This is a genomic window from Marinobacter caseinilyticus (genome assembly GCF_011074955.1).
Taxonomy (GTDB): Bacteria; Pseudomonadota; Gammaproteobacteria; order Pseudomonadales; family Oleiphilaceae; genus Marinobacter; species Marinobacter caseinilyticus.
Genome location: NZ_WUQJ01000020.1, coordinates 68,519 through 85,907, shown reverse-complemented (window position 1 = coordinate 85,907; position 17,389 = coordinate 68,519). Strand labels below are relative to the sequence as shown.

Below are 17,389 nucleotides of genomic sequence, written 5' to 3'. Positions count from 1 at the left end.
CCTGCTGTGAACGCCCGAGTTTTAAATGAACGACTTCAGCGCACACTTCCCGGTGCTCGTGTCGTTGCGACCCGGCCCTCCGGTTGCCGTGAAATACTGCTGTATTTGTTTGATCCTGAGGGTCTGCAGGGGCCGCTAAGTCATGACACCGCTCAGGCGGTGGTGGCTGAGCCTGCTTATTGGTCATTTTGCTGGGCCAGCGGGCAGGCGCTGGCGGCTTACATACTGCAAAATCCGGCGACGGTGGCCGGAAAGCGTGTGATTGATTTTGGCTCAGGTTCCGGTGTTGTTGCGGTGGCGGCGGCCATCGCAGGGGCTTGTGAAGTCGTTGGCTGTGACATTGATGAGAACGCTCGGCTCGCCATCGCAGCCAATGCGTCCTTGAACCAGGTTGAGGTCACAGTGAGCAGCGATTGGTTTCTCCGCCTGGGGGATGTTGACGTCGTGACGGCCGCCGATGTGCTTTACGATCGCGACAACCGGGATTTTCTCCAGCACTTTTGTGGCGCCGCTCCGGATGTCCTGCTGGCCGATTCTCGCATCAAGGATCTGGCGGACGATCGATATCAGTTGCAAGCCACCGTTGACGGTCGGACCTGGCCGGATTTGCAGGAATTTGAAGAGTTTAATACGGTGAGGATCTATCGGGCCCGGCGAGGCTGAGTTTTCGGGGGCAAAAAAAAGGACAACATGTGTTGCCCTTTTGTCGGAACAGGTCGACGCATCCTTGCGCATGTTGCGACTGCCGTGTCGCTTTCTTATCCTGAGGCCAGCTCCGTGGCACCGGCATCCGAGCCGGCGATCCAATTAGTTTTCCCTTAAGCGTTGCGTCCTTACAGTCCCTGCTTCCCCTCACTTCCTGTGAGGACACGTCCGATGCTTCGTCCTTTTCCCTGTCATCCCTGACACATTCACTATATCAACCTATTCCGAACAATCGGGCGCCAGTAATGGTAGGGCGAAAGTTGCTTGTTGAAGCGTGCTAGTTTTTTATGCTTTAAATACAATGAGTTGATTTTTTCGCCGGGCGTTAGTCTCAAGCCGCGTACACTTGATTGCAGCGAGCGCTCACTTGAATGTAAGAAATGTCGCACACGCACAATGGTTAAACTCGTCAGTTTGGTGAGTAGGCTGAAACATAAGATTTAAGTAAGCCATGCCAAACCAACAGCCCCGCTATGATGCCGACACCATCTGCGACCACATCCAAAAGCGAAAACTCACGATACGGCAGCGGCGCCTGGATCCCCTCAACGGCCAAACCGAACGCGAGCAGGGCGACTATGGTCGTGAGCGGTTTTACTGTTGGCCAGCCCAGTTGGGTCAGTATGGCGAGTTCCAGAAACGCGATGAAGTGATTGATTTTGTCGTTGGGGGATGAAGGCAGTGGGAGGCTTTCATTGGTGGTTGCCAGGAACAGGATGGCAATGACCGACAACACAAGGCCGGTGCGCCATAGCGGTTGGTAAGCTAACAAACTGATCATCCGGGTTTTCAATGCCATAATGCGGTGTTCCGGCTGCTGTGGACGTTGCAACATGGTATGCTCTGCGCCCCGTCATTGCCATCAATCAACTGCAACGCGGAGGTCAGAGCACCATGGTAAAGGGTAGTTTTTTCAGCGGCTTGGGTTACCTTGGCGAAGGTTTTCGCCTGATCAGGCAGCCCGGCCTGCGCCTGTTCGTGGTGATCCCCCTGGCGCTCAATATTCTGCTTTTCGGTCTTTTGTTTTATCTGCTGGCTGAATTTTTCAGCAGCATGATTGCCTACGCTATGGATATGTTACCGGATTGGGCGTGGCTGCAAAGTCTCGACTGGCTGTTCTGGGTTCTTTACGGGCTCGTGATATTACTGATGCTGGCCTATGGCTTTGTCATTCTGGCCAATCTGATTGGTTCGCCCTTCTACGGTTATCTGTCTGAACTGACGGAGAAACACCTGACTGGCCAAGAGGTCAGTACTGACGGCAGCTGGGACCAGATCATCCGTGATATTCCGAGGGCATTGTGGCGAGAGGTGCAAAAAATCCTCTATTACCTGCCCCGTGCTCTGGGCCTGTTTATTCTTGGGTTGATTCCGGTCGTTAACCTGGCGGCGGCGCTGCTGTGGCTGGCCTTCAATGCCTGGATGATGGCGCTGCAGTACGTGGACTATCCAGCGGATAATCACCGGGTGAGCTTTCCCAGTCTGAAGCGCACCTTGAGTGATACACGGTTATCAGCGTTGGGATTTGGTCTGCCGGTGGCGCTGGCTGCCATGGTGCCGGTTCTGAACCTGTTTGTCGTGCCTGCTGCGGTTTGTGGCGCAACGGCGTACTGGGTGCGTGAGACGGGCTTGCCCGTCGAGAGCAAGTAAACTTTTACACGGGTCTGGAGGTTTTTTGGACATCACGGATTTTGGTATTGGTCAGCGCTGGGTCAGTCACAGCGATACCGGCCTTGGTTTGGGCATTGTGACGGACGTTTCCGGGCGGCGGGTCACTCTGGGATTCCCGGCCGCGGACGAAGAGCGAACTTACGCAATCGACAACGCTCCGTTGTCGCGCGTGCGCTACCAGCCCGGTGAGAGTATCGAAACCTTTGATGGCGAGCGCCTTATTGTCAGGGCGACGGAAGAAGTGGCCGGCGTTTATATGTACCGCTGCGACGATGGTGGTCCCGAGCTGCGGGTGATTTCGGAGGTTCGGCTGAGCAGTTTTGTGCATTTCAGTGAACCCCACCAACGCCTGTTTGCCGGGCAATTTGATCGCAGTGGCGCGTTCCGCCTGAGAATGGCGACCATGCAACACCAGGACCGGCTCCGTGCCTCGCCCGTGCAAGGTTTGGTCGGCGCGCGAACCCAGCATTTGCCTCACCAGCTCTACATCGCCCATGAAGTGGCCCGGCGGTTTGCGCCCAGGGTTCTGTTGGCGGATGAAGTGGGCCTTGGAAAAACCATTGAGGCCGGGCTGATTCTGCACTATCAGCTGCACACAGAGCGGGCTCGCCGGGTCTTGATTGTGGTGCCAGATTCGTTGGTGCATCAATGGCTGGTCGAGATGTTGCGCCGCTTCAATCTACGGTTTTCAATCATCGATGATTCGCGCTACGAGGTCATGTCCGATCTGGACGGTGTGATGGACGACGGCCAAGACGAGGAAAGTGAGGCGCTGGCGGCATCGACCAACCCGTTCGAGGATGAACAGCTGGTGCTGTGCAGCCTCGATTTTCTGACCCGCCATCCGACGGCACAGGACGATGCCCGAGCGGCGGGATGGGACCTGATGGTGGTCGATGAAGCCCATCATCTGGCCTGGAGCCCGGAGGCGGCCAGCCCCGAATATGCCACGGTCGAAGCGCTTGCCCGTGAAACCCAGGGTCTCTTACTGCTGACCGCCACGCCCGAACAAGTGGGCGTGGCCAGCCATTTTGCCCGGCTCCGATTGCTCGACCCGGCACGTTTCCACGATTTAGACGCGTTCATTCGCCAGGAAGCCGACTATGAGCGGATCAACCAGGTGGTTCGGCAGCTGTTGGAGACCGATGGCGTGCTCAAGGAGGCTCAGCATGCGGTCCTAAAAGACTGGCTGGGCGATGAGCTTGAGCACTTGCTGGCAGAGGCCGACCCGGTCAAGGCGGTTGTGGGTGCGTTGCTTGATCGCCATGGCACTGGCCGAGTGTTGTTCCGCAACACCCGGGCAGCCATTCAGGGCTTTCCTGAGCGCCGCCTGAATCCAGCGCCATTGGCCTGCCCCGACCTCTATTCGCAGCCGGAACAGTGTGATGGCTTGCCCGGCCTGACGCCGGAACAAACGGTGGCGGAAAAAGACTGGCTGGCACAGGACCCAAGGGTCACCTGGCTGGAAAAGACATTGGTCGCACTGCGGCCTGAAAAAGTGGTGGTCATTTGTGCCCATGCGGAAACCGCTATGGCGCTGGAGGAACATTTGCAACTGCGGGCCGGCATACGCAGCGCGGCATTCCACGAGCACTTGAGTTTGGTTGAGCGTGATCGCGCCGCGGCGTATTTTGCGGAAAACGGGCAGGGCGCCCAGGCGCTCATCTGCTCGGAAATAGGCAGTGAGGGGCGTAATTTTCAGTTTGCTCACCACCTGATTCTATTCGATTTGCCCGCCAACCCGGATTTGCTGGAACAGCGCATCGGGCGTTTGGACCGGATTGGCCAGTCTGACACCATCGACATTCATGTGCCCTACCTTGAGGGCACGGCGCAGGCCAGACAGTTCCGCTGGTACGATCAGGGCCTGAGTGCCTTTACAGTGAGTAACTCGGTCGGTGTGGCTGTTCGCGAAACGGTGTTGGACCGCTGGCACGCGGTGTTGAATGGCGATGTTGACGAACTGGATGCATTGGTGGCAACCACGGCGCAAGAGGCTAAACGACTCCGGGAGCTGCTCCAAAATGGCCGCGATGCCCTGATTGAGTTGAATTCCTGCCGTCGCGATCAGGCGGACGCCCTGATTGAACGGATTGAAGCGGAAGAGACGTCAGCCCAGGTCAAGGATTACATGCTGGAGGCGTTTGATATTTTTGGCGTTGATGTGGACCATCACTCGGACAATGCGGACATTCTCACGCCCAGTGATCACATGCTAACCGGCCACTTTCCGGAGCTACCGGACGACGGCGTGACCGTGACCTGGACTCGCCAGCAGGCTCTGGAACGCGAGGACATGAGCTTCCTGAGCTGGGAGCATCCAATGGTAACCGGCGTCATGGAGTCGGTGATCAGCTCCGATTTAGGCAAAGCGGCGCTGGCGAGCCTGTCGGTCAAGGGGTTGCCGCCGGGCACGCTTATGCTGGAAGCCTTGTATACGGTGCATTGTCCAGCGCCGGAATCACTGCAGCTGGGACGTTACCTGCCGCTGTCACCGCTTCGTCTTCTAGTGGATGTGAATGGCCGTAATCTTTCTGAGACATTGCCCCACGATCGGCTGAACGACTTATGTTCCAATATCCGTCGCCGCACTGCGCAGGCGATCGTGCCGCGCGTTCGAGCTGAGGTTGAAACCATGGTGGATCACGCTGAGGCCATTGCCGCGACCCACCTTGAACCTTTGCGGGCGGCCGCTCAGGAGCGCTTGCGCGACATGTTGCAGCCAGAGATTCGGCGCTTGACGTCGTTGCGCAAGACCAATCCGGCGATACGAGAGCAAGAAATAGCTTTTTTTGAGGACCAGCTCGCCGCCATTGAAGTGGCCATTGAGCGATCAACCATGGCGCTGGAAGGTATCCGGGTGATCGTGACCGCCTGACAGGGCTGGCCGGCTGATTGGCAGGCTGACATCCATTAATGTACTTTAGTCGTAGTCTTGAGTCAGGCGTTAATGCCTGAAGTTTCTTAACACGGATGAAAGAGAGTACCTATGATGACATTCATTCTGTTCTTGGTTGCGGTCGCCGCCCTGTTAGTAGTGATGCGCCGCGAGTCCGGAGCCAATACGGCAATTGGTGTGATGGCGGGTATAGGCCTTGCTTCATTGATCTTTGCATCCGGCTGGCTGGCATTTGTGTTATTTGTCGGCGCGGCCGTGACAGCGGTTTGCGGGCTGCCCGGGTTCCGTAAAAGTTGGCTGACCCCGCGAATTTTCGCAATGTTCAAACAGGTCGCGCCCAAAGTGTCCGAGACTGAAAAAGTGGCGCTGGATGCCGGCACCGTCGGCTGGGATGGTGAACTGTTCACCGGCAAGCCCGATTGGCACAACCTGCTGATCAATCGCAATACCGGCCTGACGGAAGAGGAGCAGGCATTTGTTGATAACCAATGTGTTAAAGCAGCGTCCATGTGCAATGCCTGGGACGTCGGGGTTGAGCGCGCGGATCTGCCTCCGGAGCTTTGGAGCTTTCTGAAAAAAGAAAAGTTCTTTGGCATGATCATTCCCAAGGAATACGGTGGCCTGGAGTTTTCCGCCAAAGCCCAGTCGGCGGTGCTGCAGCGCCTGGCATGCAATGAAACATTGATGGTTTCCGTTGGTGTGCCCAACTCACTGGGCCCCGGCGAACTGCTGCTTAAATACGGTACCGACGAGCAGAAGAAGCATTACTTACCGCGACTGGCGGACGGGCGCGAGATCCCGTGTTTCGGTTTAACCGGCCCCCGTGCGGGGTCGGACGCAACATCGTTGCCGGACACCGGCATCGTGTGCAAAGGCAAATTCAAGGGCAAAGAAGTCATTGGCCTCAAGCTCAATTTTGACAAGCGCTGGATTACACTGGCGCCCATTGCGACGGTGGTGGGCCTGGCTTTTCGCATGTTTGACCCTGACGGACTGCTCAGCGACAAGAAGGATCGCGGCATTACCTGCGCGCTGATTCCCCGTGACACCAAAGGCATGGAGATTGGCCGTCGTCATTGCCCCATTGGCAGTCCGTTCCTGAACGGTCCAATCAAGGGTAAGGATGTGTTTATCCCGCTGGACTACCTGATTGGCGGTGAGGCCATGGCAGGTGAAGGCTGGCGCATGCTGGTGGAATGCCTCTCCGTTGGCCGCTGCATTACCTTGCCGTCAGGCGCTGCCGGTGCCTCCGCCTATGCGGTTGGAACCGCCGGCGGTTTCACCCGGATCCGGCGCCAGTTCAACACCCCGGTTGCGGACATGGAAGGTGTGCAGGAGCCGCTGGCTCGCATCGCATCCCAGAGTTATATCGCTCAGGCTGCGGTCAATCAAACCGCCAATATGGTGGACCGCGGCGAGAAGCCCTCGGTACCGTCGGCAATTCTTAAATACCACCTGACTGAAATGCAGCGCAACATTCTGACCGATGCGATGGACGTTCATGGTGGTAAAACGGTCACACTGGGGCCCCGAAATTATCTGGGTATTGGATACAGCGGTGCGGCTGTCTCCATTACCGTTGAGGGTGCCAATATCATGACCCGCAGCCTGATGATCTTTGGCCAGGGCGCCATTCGGTGCCACCCCTACGTGCTGAAAGAACTGGCTGCCAAGGACAATGACGATATCGATGCATTCGACGATGCATTCTTTGGTCATGCCGGTCTGATTTTCGGAAATGCAGCCCGGGCCTTTACTCAGGCGCTGGGGGTTGGTAAAGCCCAGGTCCCATTTGACAGCGCATCCGGTCGTTACGCTCAGGGGGTGGCCCGTTTCAGTGCGGCGTTTGGCTTGTGCGCCGATGCGGCGATGACCACGCTCGGGTCCGAGCTCAAAATGCGGGAGCTCATTTCGGCGCGTCTGGGCGATGTGCTGTCCAACCTGTATCTGGCGTCCATGGTGCTGAAGAACTGGCACGAAGCGCAGCCAGTTGACGGTGAGCGTGAGCTGATGCAATACAGCCTCGGGCTGCTGTTGCACCGTACCGAAGAGGCGTTGGATGAATTCTTCCAAAACCTGCCTAACCGTCCGGTTGCCTGGGCATTGCGCGCAATCATCATGCCGCTCGGCCGGCGTTGGGACAAGCCTCACGACGATACGACCCGGGCGCTGGCAACCGCAATCTCGACCGATACGCCGGTGCGTAGCCGGTTGACCCAAGCCATCTGGAGCACTCATGTCGAGGGCGCGGATACCAACCCGGTGGCCGAGTACAACGATCTGCTGAAAGACTATGACAAGGCGGAAGTACTGTACCGCAAGGCCACCAAGGCGTACGCCAAGGGCGAACTGCCGATGGAAGCATTGCATCCGGAACAGCGGTTTGAGGCGGCGCTGGAGGCTGGCGTCTTCAGCAAGGAAGACGCCAAATTCATGGCTGAATACGAAGCCCGTGTACTGGAAATGCTGACAGTGGATGATTTCGAATTTGATGCCTTTGCCCATAAAAAGGAGTCGGTGATTAATCACAACGCCGCCTAAGTTGCTTGAGCGCCGTGCGCGTGTCCGTTAATCTCGGAAGCGGACGGTAGCTCAAGGCATTAATAAGAACGAATAAAAGCCCGCTGACACCGATGATGTTGGCGGGCTTTTTTTTTTTTGGAGAATGTCTGATGTGGTTGTCGATATTCGCGGTCAGTGCGGGTGCAGTGATTGGCGCCAACATACGCTGGGCCTTAGGGCTTTGGTTGAATAGCAGTTACCACGTCGTACCGTTCGGAACCCTGGTGGCCAACCTGGTTGGGGGTGGCCTGATCGGTCTACTGATTGGTTTTTTTCTGCACGGATCGTCGTTGTCCCCGGAGTGGCGGTTGTTTGCCATTACGGGGCTGTGCGGAGCTCTAACCACATTTTCGACGTTTTCGCTGGAGATGTTTTCGGCCATGCAGGAAGGGAAGTGGTTGATGGCGCTGGCAGGCATCCTGCTGCACGTCGTCGGTTCGATTCTTATGACCGCTTTGGGGGTGCTCAGTTACACCGCGCTGAAGAGCTAAATTCAGCCCTTTGGGTTGTCTTAGTATCTTCACTTACAACCGGAAAAATAGGGTTGATTTCTTTTTTACAAAGTGTAAAGTTCAAATGGAAGGAAAGATTGGCACAGCAATTCATGAATAAGACGTATACCGCAGTAGTGAGTAGTTCATCGTCCTGTTTTTGATTACGCAGAGTTCTGTTTTTCCGCAAACGCCAGCCACCCACGATGGGAGTTGGCAGAAAAAATTATTGATTTCAGGAAGTTTAAGTATGTCTACTACTACCGGTACTGTTAAGTTCTTCAACGAAGCAAAAGGCTTTGGTTTTATCACCCGTGAGTCTGGCCCGGACGTTTTCGTTCACTACAGCGCCATCACCGGTTCAGGATTTAAGACCCTGGCTGAAGGCCAGCAGGTCGAGTTCACCGTGACTCAGGGCCAGAAAGGTCCTCAGGCGGAGAACGTAGTTGCTCTGTAAATAACAGACAGCTTCGAAAAAAGGCAGCCTGCGGCTGCCTTTTTTATTGCCTATAGAAAAACTCATGCATGATGTTTATGCCTTGCCATCAATGAAATGAATTTCCCGCATGGGTGCCCACAGGTTAGACTTGAGGCCGCAGTCTGGGATCATTCGCCGCCAGACACTGAGCACATTGGATCACCACCTGATAATAATGACCGGGATAGCATCGCCAAGGGTGGTGTCTTGGCACAAGGAGGGCTAATGAGTCCAGAACAGCTGGTCCAGCTCGTTAACGTTCAAATTGTTCCGATCTCGTTGTTTCTGATCATGCTGGGTATGGGGCTATCGCTGGTTCCGGATGATTTTCGACGCGTCGTGTCCTACCCCAAGGCGGTCGCGATTGGCCTCACCTGCCAATTGTTATTGCTGCCGCTGATTGGATTCGGATTGGCGAACGTGATGCCGCTCAGTCCTGAGCTCGCAGTGGGGGTGATGTTGCTGGCGGTGTGCCCCGGCGGCACCACTTCCAATCTTTACGCCCATATCGGGCGGGGTGATGTTGCACTGTCGGTGACTTTGACAGCGGTTGCCAGTGTGGTCACAGTGTTCACCATTCCTTTTATTATCAATGGCTCACTGGTTTATTTCCTGGGCGAGTCCGAGCGCATTACACTGCCGGTGGCAAAAACCATGGCGAGTTTGGTGGTGTTGACGGTGGTGCCAATCACCATTGGCATGGTGATTCGCCGGTTCAAGCCCGGATTGGCGACGGCAGTGGAGCACCGGGTGAAGTACTTCGCAGTGATATTCCTGGCGCTGCTGATTGCATTTCTGGTTTACCAGCAGCGGGACACGTTTGTCGATTCGGTCATCAGCGCCGGCCCGGTGGCCTTGTTTCTGAACATGAGCACGATGCTGATTGGCTACTACAGCGCTCGGTTGTTTGCCCTGAACCGGCCGCAAAGCATTTCCATTACGCTAGAGGTCGGCTTGCAAAACAGCGGCTTGGCCATGGTGCTGGCTTTAGGGATGCTGAACAACTACGCGATGTCGTTGGCCCCCGCCATATACACCGGCGTAATGTTTATCACGGCCGGTATTCTGGTGTATGCGCTGGGTCATCGGGGGGTGGCTCAGTCCGACTCGGCGCTTGCTCAGCAGGAAAACTAGCACCACAACCTGAGACGGGGAAAGCCTGATCCCGGCCCCGGTTGCGCCATCACCGCCGCGGTTTCACTGCTCGAAGATGGTCCGGTAAAAGGCCATTGTGTCCTGCCAGGAGCGCTCGGCTGCATCTTTATCATAAGCCAGGGGGAGGCCGAATTTCGCTCCGGTGGCGGTCGCATTGGGCACCGTGAATGCGTGTTTGACGCCAGGGAAACTGACCAATGTCAGATCGGCTCTGGCGGTAACCATTTCACTCACAAAACCGGTTACCTGATCGACAGGAACAAAGGGATCAGCGCCCCCGGTATAGGCCAGAACGCGAGCCGAAATCGCGCCAGGGTCGGCGATTATGTCGCTGCCCAGGGAACCATGGAAACTGACCACGCCATCAAGGTCCAGCCCCAGTCGTGCCATGTTCAACACCACGGCGCCCCCAAAACAGTAGCCCTGAGCGGCAATGTGATTTTGATCCACTGTGTCGTGGTCTTGCAGCAGTGTCATGGCAGTGCGGAACCGGGCCGCCATGACCTGTTTGTCCGCCGTGGCGGCCTGCATGAACTTCTTGGCGTCATCCGGATGACTGGCCAGTTTACCGGTGCCGTACATGTCCAATGCAAACGCGGTGTAGCCTTCGGCTGCCAGTCGTTCGGCCTGCTGACGGGCAAAGTCATTTTGTCCCCACCATTCATGCACCACCAATACGCCCGGGCGCCTGCCTTCAAGGTCATCGTCGTAGACCAGATAGCCGGTAAAGGCATCACCATTGACGGTGTATTCGATGGTTTCAGATTTCAGGTCTGCCATAGCCGGATTCATGAAGGCGGTTAACAGCAGGGCTGAGATGGATGCGTGAGTCTGTGTTGTGGTCATATCAAATTCCTTATTGCGTCGGTTGAGTCACCATCACGGCAGCGTGACGAGTTCGTCCCTGAATAAGCACCGCATCGCTCTTCATTCAAATGCCAGACGATAGTCTCATGGTAACCGGTTTTGGCGCCATGGATTGTCTACACTCTGTACAGGCCCATTCAACTAAGGAAGAGCCATGCGCATCGGTGTACCCAAGGAAATCAAGAACCATGAATATCGGGTCGGTATGACACCGGCGTCGGTGAGAGAGCTCTGCGGCCACGGCCACAGCCTGCTGGTTGAGACCCAGGCGGGTGCGGCGATCGGGTTCAGTGATGAGGATTATCGGAATGCCGGCGCGGCTATCGCCGACCATGCCGATTCGGTGTTTCGCGATTCCGATCTGATCGTCAAGGTGAAAGAGCCGCAGCCGGAGGAACGGGCGCGACTGACTTCCCAGCACACATTGTTTACCTATTTGCACCTGGCGCCGGATCCGGCACAGACCGACGATCTGGTGAAGTCGGGCGCCATTTGTATTGCCTATGAAACCGTGACCGACCGGCATGGCAGGTTACCTTTGCTGGCCCCGATGTCGGAAGTGGCAGGGCGCATGTCGGTGCAGGCTGGCGCCCATTGTCTGGAAAAGTCCATGGGTGGCCGCGGGGTGTTGTTGGGTGGCGTGCCGGGCGTCAGTCCAGGCAAGGTGACGGTGATCGGCGGCGGTGTGGTTGGTCAGAATGCGCTGGCCATGGCCGTGGGTCTCGGCGCCGATGTCACCGTCATTGACCGCAGCATGGATGTGTTGCGGACGTTGGATAGACTGTACGGCAATCGCATCATTACCCTGTTTTCCACCAATGACTCGGTTGAGCAGTCGGTCGTTCAGTCCGACCTGGTGATTGGCGGGGTACTCATTCCGGGCGCATCGGCTCCGAAGCTGGTTACCCGGGCCATGCTCAAGCAAATGTCGGAAGGCAGCGTGATCGTCGACGTGGCGATTGATCAGGGGGGGTGTATTGAGACCTCCCGTGCCACTACCCACGCCGATCCAACCTATGTGGAAGAAGGCGTGATTCACTACTGCGTTGCCAACATGCCGGGGGCGGTTGCACGAACATCGACGTTGGCTCTGAACAATGTCACTCTGCCGTTTATCGTCAGCCTGGCCAATAAAGGGGCAAAGCAGGCGCTACTGGATGACAGGCACCTGATGAATGGTCTCAATGTGTGCGCCGGAAAAGTGACCTATCGCGAAGTGGCGGACACCCTTGGCTACACCTATTCCGACCCGGCATCGGTGTTATAACCTGGGGCACCGCTTTGGCGCTGCCGCGGGATACACTGCCATTTTGATTGATGCAAACATTCTTACAAGGAGATCCCATGAAACTGATTGGTTCCACCACGTCGCCGTATGTGCGGCGAATTCGCCTGCTGTTGGGCGCCGAGCCTTATGAATTTGTCAATCTGGATATCTACGGAGAAGGGCGCGACGAACTCCGGCGCAAAAATCCCGCGCTCAAGATACCCATGCTGGAAGATGGGCCGCAGGCGCTTTACGATTCCCGGATGATCGCCCGTTACCTGAGCGCCAAACGGGGACTCAAGGCCCTCACCTGGGATCAGGAGAATCAGCTTACGCTGGTGGATGCGGCCAATGACTCGTGCGTGACGCTGCTACTGTCGAAGCGGTCCGGTTTGGATATCGAACAGGATGCGATGTTCTATAACCTGCAGCGGGAACGCATCATGACCGCCATGCGAACCTTGTCGGCGATGGTTGATGCGGGCGAATTTTCCGTTTGGGACTATCCCGCCATCTGCCTGTACTGCATGGTTGACTGGCTCGATTTCCGGTCTCTGGTGAATTTCGACGGCGTTGAGAGTTTGCTGTCATTTCGCGATCAGCACCAGAACGAAGTTATGGTGCCCGAGACCGATCCACGCAACGCCTGATCACGCAGGCGAGTGATTCACTTTGGTGCTCTTTTGCAGGCCCGGAACCCTGCGAAAGAGAACCGGTGCGCTTTTTAAACGCCAATGCCGGGTTCAGCTCGCCCGGGTTGCCGCCAGAATGTCCAGCGCATGGCGGCGTTTATCGGGGTCGTAGAGATCGACGGTAAACATTAACTCATCCACCTCGACACGGGCTAGCAGGTGCTCCAACTGGGTCCGAATGCTGTCCTGGTCACCGATGAGTTGCAAATCCAGAAATCCGCGAACCCCCGCCTCTTCCTCCGGGCTCCAGTGCTCCGCCATGCTTGTGACCGGCGGTCGGAGCCACAATGGCTGACCACGAAACAGTGCGAGAATGCGTTGATAGCTGGTGGTTGCCAGCCGGTGCGCTTCCTCATTGGTTTCAGCCGGCACGGCCGGTAGCGCCAGCATGACATGGGGTTTGCTGAGCGTCGCCGACGGCGTGAAGTGCGCCCGGTAAAGCTTGATCGCCTGTTGATACAGTCGCGGTGCGAAATGACCGGCAAAGGCATAAGGCAGGCCTTTCTGAGCGGCAAGTTGCGCACTGTAAAGGCTGGACCCCAGCAGCCAGATCGGCACTTGAGTGCCGGCGCCGGGGATGGCCTTGAGTCGCTGACCGGCCTGCAGCGGGCCCAGCAACGCCTGCAACAAAGCCACATCGTTGGGAAATTGCTCGGCGCCCAGGCCGTCGCGCCGCAGCGCTTGGCTGGTGATGGGATCGGTTCCGGGTGCTCGACCCAGCCCGAGATCAATGCGGCCGGGGTGCAGACTTTCAAGCGTGCCAAACTGTTCAGCAATCACCAGGGGCGGGTGGTTGGGCAGCATGACACCACCGGAGCCGACCCGAATCGACTCGGTGGCACTCGCGATATGACCGATCAGGACGGACGTGGCGGAGCTGGATATGCCTTCCATGTTGTGATGCTCAGCGAGCCAGAAGCGCTGAAAACCCAGTGCTTCCCCATGTTGGGCGTAGCTTGTTGTATGTTTGAGCGTCTCGCTGACGGTATGGCCTTCACGCACGGAGGCGAGCTCAAGTAAAGAAAACGGAATCGTGCTCAGCTTGGAATCCAAAAGACTGCCCCATCAAAGTTTCGGTTCGATCAGGCCTTAGATGGTGCATTGTGGTCCAACTTTCAATGGGTGCTTGCGCACGTCGGTCATGTTAACTTTAATAAAACGAGTGTGGGGTCAAGCAAATCGACGGTTGAAGCCCGGACCACGAAGTCTGGGCGGTTGGTCTGTGTGTCCCGCGCCGGCGTATCACTTTAACCATAACAATATTTGGAGAATGCAATGCTCCTGAACCATGCGTTTGGCCTATTCACTCACCCGGATGCAGAGTGGGACTCCATCAGGAAGGAGCATGCCCCCCCGCGGCGCCTGTACGTGACGTATGTTTTGGTACTGGCCACGATTGGACCGATTTGCGCCTACATTTCGACCGCGCATTTTGGCTGGACCGTGGGCAATGATCGGTTGATCAAGTTAACGGAAATCAGTGCTGTTCAGCTCAGTGTGCTGACTTACCTGGCCATCTTGGCGGGGGTCTTTGCATTGGGATATGCCATCAACTGGATGGCGAGGACCTACGGTGCCCAGGAGGAACACGATCGCTCCAATGCGCTGGCGCTGGCGTCGTATTCCTGCACGCCCCTGTTTTTGGCGGGGTTCGCACTGTTGTACCCGGTGCCCTGGTTTAATGCGATGGTTTTCCTGGCAGCGGCGGCCTATGGCGCCTATCTCATGTACGATGGCTTGCCCATTGTGATGCGGATTCCAAAGGACCAGGCAGTCATGTACGCCGGGGCTTTGTTGACCGTGGCTTTGGTCATTCTGGTGGCAACCCGGGTCGGTTCGGTGATGTTATGGAATTTCGGCCTGGCGCCCAAGTTCATTCAGGGTTAGCGGTCGGCGCTGTTGTCGGTCAGTAAGTAGCCTCCGGCGGCTGGCTGGGCGGCGCTCTCGTCACAGAGCGCCGCAACCGATTGCGGGAGGCCCCAATAATAACCTTGCCCGCATAAGCCCGGGAACTGGTTCAGCCATTCCGCCACCGTCTTGGTTTCGACGCCTTCCACCACGATCCTCAACGACAATGCTTCGCCGAGTTCAACCGCGGTTCGGAAAATACGTTGCCGGGCAGCATCGTGGGTAATGTCGTGTAGAAAACTACGGTCAATCTTGATCTCATCAAGGGCAAATCCCGCCAGGGCACTCAACGATGAGTGGCCGGTACCAAAATCATCCAGAGCGATACCAAAACCGGCGTCACTGAGCGTTCGAACCATCGCGCGGGCCTGATTGACGTTGCTCATTACGGCGGTTTCGGTGAGCTCCAGTATGACGTTTCCCGGGTCGATGCCATACTGATCAAGGATGTCGATGGCGGTCTGCTCAAAGCCCTCCTGCGCCAAGTCGCGAACGGATACATTGATGGCAACGGTGGTGTCAGGGCCGTGCTTGGCGGCTAGGAGTGGCCAGTCCCGGCATGCCCGATTCAACACCCAGAGGGTGACGGGGTAAATGACGCCGACTTGCTCGGCCAGTGGAATCCAGCGGTCGGGTGTCACGCGACCAAACTCGGGGTGGTCCCAACGAATCAGGGCCTCGAATGACACCGTCTCAGCGTTGGCAATGAGCACCTTCGGCTGATAGACCAGATGGATTTGATCGTTTTCCAGTGCACTGTCCAGATCCAGCATCAACACCTGCTGCTCATGCAGGCGGACGGCCACGCTTGGGTCGTAAACCGTGAGTGTCTGAGTGGGGTCGAGGGTGGCAAAACCGGCTCGGGAAAGCAGCTCGGAGCTTGTGCTGCCATGTTCGGGGGCATGGGCTACCCCCAGGGATGGCGTCCAGTTGAAGGAATAACGGCCTTCCACAAAACTGGCTTCCAGCCATCGTGTAATGTCAGTCCAGAGCCTCTCTGACGCGGGCGATGCGGCACTTGAGCTCAACGCAAACGCATGGCTCATTGTATCCACCGTGGCCACGCCAGACCCGTTGATCAGCACCAGTTGGTCGCCCAGACGAGCCCGCAGGTAACGATCAAGGCGCTCGAGATAGAGCCGCAGCAGGTTTTCCGTTTCTTTGTAGCCCAGTGCCTGCTCAATTTCCGGGTAGCGCTCAAAGCGCACGAGGCACAGGGAGAAGGCGTTACCGCAGAGGTGCAGACGTTCCAGTGTTTCTTCCAGCATCGAACGGTTGGGTTTGCCCGTGATGCGATGGGTTCTTAGCAGGCGCTCGTACTCGCTTTCGAGCTTGGTTCTCAGTTCCTGCTCCTGGCGCACTTTTACAACTGCGCCCAGGCGGCGTCGACGCTCATCCAGCAACCGTTGTGCCAACGCGGTGGTCAGGATAACCGCCGCCAATGCAGCCCCAAGGTAGTGGCCCGAATTGGTCAGCTCATTGACCGGCAACCAGCCAACGGTGCGCAGTGACGCCAGCAGGATACCTACAAGAATCGCCAGCATCGCGAGCGCGTAGTAACGCGCGTAGACATTCTGTCGTACCTGACGCAGTGCGACAATCAGTGCAAACCCACAGGCTGCAATACCCAGCACCAGCAAGGAGCCCTGGCCTGGCAGCGGCAACGGCAACGGGGTGGTCATTATCAGGAGTCCGGCCGCGATGGAGAATCCGTTGATGATGACCAGATTTGTCCCGTCCAGCGCCAGGAAGTGGCGGGTAAACTGGCACATAGCCACCGCGGATAACGGCAGTGTGACTGCGAGCAGACCATTCAGTTTCGGTAAATCCGGCCACAGTAGCCAGAGACCAAAGCCGTCGAGCACCAGTTGGTTGTAGATAATGGTGACAATGAGCACCGACAGCCACGCGATCGATGATTTCTTCAGCAGTGACAACATGATCAGGTTGAACGCCAGCGCAAACACCAGAACGCCATAGAGAAAGGCTTTCCAGGCAATGATGGCGGCGCCGGATCCTACCAGGGTGTCGGGATCCATCAGCGAAATGGGCAACATGGTGGGGCCGGAATTGGTGACCTCAAACAGAAACAGGGTGTCGGATTGCGGTGGTAGGGTGAGTGGCCATACCCACTGCGGTAAATTGTACAATCGTTGCTGGAAGGGGTGAGTGTCGCCCATGGCGGGCAAGGGCGATACGAACCCGTTCCGATCAATGGCGACGGGGACAATGTGGTCCAAAAACGGCGCGGCGACCACGAGCATGCGATTGACGGGGTAAGGTGCACGGTTGGTGACGGTAAACCGAAAAGTTGCCGGCGTGTCGAGATACCCGATGCCGGAGCTGCCGCTCATCCAGTTGTCGTCGCGCCACGCCTCCGTGGCCAGAACCTCGTTCAGGGAAAAGGGAATGTACTGCGTATCCAGTTGGGCATGAAAGAGCTCGGTTTTGGCCATAGACGTCGTGGCCGGGTGATTGCCGAGGTGGCCATGGGAGGGAATGCTGGCAACGGCTAACCCATAGGCTACGGCCAGAATGGTCAGCAGCAGAGGCATCCAGACTGTGACGGTGTAACGCTGGAGTGCACGACGGAGATAAGCGTTGAGCCGGACCGGTATCTTGGCGAGCGGTTGCAGTGAGTCCATTCAGAAGCCTATCTGGTTACAAACTGTATACGTCTTGAAATAATACGTA

Annotated in this window: 14 protein-coding genes; 10 read left to right on the top strand and 4 right to left on the bottom strand. The window is 56.9% G+C overall.

Features of this window, described 5'->3' with window-relative positions; genetic code table 11:
• The first annotated feature begins 6 nt into the window (after positions 1 to 6).
• On the top strand, positions 7 to 663 hold the full coding sequence (locus GRX64_RS09755; RefSeq protein ID WP_166266647.1) for a class I SAM-dependent methyltransferase: 657 nt from the start codon (positions 7 to 9) through the stop codon (positions 661 to 663).
• Between the two features lie 451 nt (positions 664 to 1,114).
• Here the strand turns inward: GRX64_RS09755 and GRX64_RS09750 are convergent, their stop codons facing one another.
• Positions 1,115 to 1,540, bottom strand: coding sequence for a VanZ family protein (locus GRX64_RS09750; protein ID WP_235937608.1), 426 nt, complete (start codon positions 1,538 to 1,540; stop codon positions 1,115 to 1,117).
• Between the two features lie 59 nt (positions 1,541 to 1,599).
• Between GRX64_RS09750 and cysZ the strand changes: the two genes are divergently transcribed.
• The 6 genes from cysZ to GRX64_RS09720 all read left to right on the top strand — a co-directional run bounded on the left by cysZ (position 1,600) and on the right by GRX64_RS09720 (position 9,940).
• Positions 1,600 to 2,355: a sulfate transporter CysZ gene (cysZ, locus tag GRX64_RS09745; RefSeq protein ID WP_166266645.1), complete on the top strand. Its 756-nt coding sequence runs from the start codon at positions 1,600 to 1,602 to the stop codon at positions 2,353 to 2,355.
• A gap of 25 nt (positions 2,356 to 2,380) precedes the next feature.
• Complete coding sequence (gene rapA / locus GRX64_RS09740; RefSeq protein WP_166266643.1) at positions 2,381 to 5,254, top strand: RNA polymerase-associated protein RapA; 2,874 nt, start codon at positions 2,381 to 2,383, stop codon at positions 5,252 to 5,254.
• Between the two features lie 114 nt (positions 5,255 to 5,368).
• Entirely contained in the window at positions 5,369 to 7,816 is a 2,448-nt protein-coding gene (locus tag GRX64_RS09735; RefSeq protein WP_207308777.1) for an acyl-CoA dehydrogenase, read from the top strand.
• A 131-nt stretch (positions 7,817 to 7,947) separates the two neighbouring features.
• On the top strand, positions 7,948 to 8,328 hold the full coding sequence (gene crcB / locus GRX64_RS09730) for a fluoride efflux transporter CrcB (RefSeq protein ID WP_166266639.1): 381 nt from the start codon (positions 7,948 to 7,950) through the stop codon (positions 8,326 to 8,328).
• 250 nt (positions 8,329 to 8,578) lie between these two features.
• Positions 8,579 to 8,785: a cold-shock protein gene (locus tag GRX64_RS09725; RefSeq protein ID WP_152205488.1), complete on the top strand. Its 207-nt coding sequence runs from the start codon at positions 8,579 to 8,581 to the stop codon at positions 8,783 to 8,785.
• A gap of 246 nt (positions 8,786 to 9,031) precedes the next feature.
• Positions 9,032 to 9,940 carry a bile acid:sodium symporter family protein gene (locus GRX64_RS09720; RefSeq protein ID WP_166266637.1) on the top strand — a complete coding sequence of 303 codons (909 nt, stop codon included), beginning with the start codon at positions 9,032 to 9,034 and terminating at the stop codon, positions 9,938 to 9,940.
• A 63-nt stretch (positions 9,941 to 10,003) separates the two neighbouring features.
• On the opposite strand, the gene GRX64_RS09715 is transcribed toward GRX64_RS09720, so the two are convergent.
• The gene (locus GRX64_RS09715; RefSeq protein ID WP_166266635.1) at positions 10,004 to 10,807 is read right to left on the bottom strand and encodes a dienelactone hydrolase family protein; all 804 of its coding nucleotides are present in this window, start codon (positions 10,805 to 10,807) and stop codon (positions 10,004 to 10,006) included.
• A 175-nt stretch (positions 10,808 to 10,982) separates the two neighbouring features.
• On the opposite strand from GRX64_RS09715, the gene ald reads away from it, so the two are divergent.
• Together ald and GRX64_RS09705 are read left to right on the top strand one after the other, a co-directional pair.
• Positions 10,983 to 12,095, top strand: a complete 1,113-nt coding sequence (ald, locus tag GRX64_RS09710) for an alanine dehydrogenase (RefSeq protein WP_166266633.1) — start codon at positions 10,983 to 10,985, stop codon at positions 12,093 to 12,095.
• A 77-nt stretch (positions 12,096 to 12,172) separates the two neighbouring features.
• Positions 12,173 to 12,745, top strand: coding sequence for a glutathione S-transferase family protein (locus GRX64_RS09705; protein ID WP_166266631.1), 573 nt, complete (start codon positions 12,173 to 12,175; stop codon positions 12,743 to 12,745).
• A gap of 93 nt (positions 12,746 to 12,838) precedes the next feature.
• Here the strand turns inward: GRX64_RS09705 and GRX64_RS09700 are convergent, their stop codons facing one another.
• Positions 12,839 to 13,840 (bottom strand): LLM class flavin-dependent oxidoreductase, encoded by a 1,002-nt coding sequence (locus GRX64_RS09700; RefSeq protein WP_235937607.1) that lies wholly within the window; start codon positions 13,838 to 13,840, stop codon positions 12,839 to 12,841.
• 222 nt (positions 13,841 to 14,062) lie between these two features.
• Here GRX64_RS09700 and GRX64_RS09695 point away from each other — a divergent pair, with 222 nt between their 5' ends.
• On the top strand, positions 14,063 to 14,674 hold the full coding sequence (locus GRX64_RS09695; RefSeq protein WP_166266629.1) for a Yip1 family protein: 612 nt from the start codon (positions 14,063 to 14,065) through the stop codon (positions 14,672 to 14,674).
• Here GRX64_RS09695 and GRX64_RS09690 read toward each other — a convergent pair.
• Positions 14,671 to 17,340 carry an EAL domain-containing protein gene (locus GRX64_RS09690; protein WP_166266627.1) on the bottom strand — a complete coding sequence of 890 codons (2,670 nt, stop codon included), beginning with the start codon at positions 17,338 to 17,340 and terminating at the stop codon, positions 14,671 to 14,673. The two genes, GRX64_RS09695 and GRX64_RS09690, sit on opposite strands and share 4 nt — an antisense overlap.
• Positions 17,341 to 17,389: the final 49 nt, after the last annotated feature.

Excerpts from the sequence above, each read along its gene's own strand:
- cysZ (WP_166266645.1), top strand. The coding sequence starts at position 1,600 with ATGGTAAAGGGTAGTTTTTTCAGCGGCTTGGGTTACCTTGGCGAAGGT.
- GRX64_RS09720 (WP_166266637.1), top strand. The coding sequence starts at position 9,032 with ATGAGTCCAGAACAGCTGGTCCAGCTCGTTAACGTTCAAATTGTTCCG.
- GRX64_RS09695 (WP_166266629.1), top strand. The coding sequence starts at position 14,063 with ATGCTCCTGAACCATGCGTTTGGCCTATTCACTCACCCGGATGCAGAG.
- GRX64_RS09735 (WP_207308777.1), top strand. The coding sequence starts at position 5,369 with ATGACATTCATTCTGTTCTTGGTTGCGGTCGCCGCCCTGTTAGTAGTG.
- ald (WP_166266633.1), top strand. The coding sequence starts at position 10,983 with ATGCGCATCGGTGTACCCAAGGAAATCAAGAACCATGAATATCGGGTC.
- GRX64_RS09750 (WP_235937608.1), bottom strand. The coding sequence starts at position 1,540 with ATGTTGCAACGTCCACAGCAGCCGGAACACCGCATTATGGCATTGAAA.
- GRX64_RS09705 (WP_166266631.1), top strand. The coding sequence starts at position 12,173 with ATGAAACTGATTGGTTCCACCACGTCGCCGTATGTGCGGCGAATTCGC.
- GRX64_RS09715 (WP_166266635.1), bottom strand. The coding sequence starts at position 10,807 with ATGACCACAACACAGACTCACGCATCCATCTCAGCCCTGCTGTTAACC.
- GRX64_RS09725 (WP_152205488.1), top strand. The coding sequence starts at position 8,579 with ATGTCTACTACTACCGGTACTGTTAAGTTCTTCAACGAAGCAAAAGGC.
- crcB (WP_166266639.1), top strand. The coding sequence starts at position 7,948 with ATGTGGTTGTCGATATTCGCGGTCAGTGCGGGTGCAGTGATTGGCGCC.
- GRX64_RS09690 (WP_166266627.1), bottom strand. The coding sequence starts at position 17,340 with ATGGACTCACTGCAACCGCTCGCCAAGATACCGGTCCGGCTCAACGCT.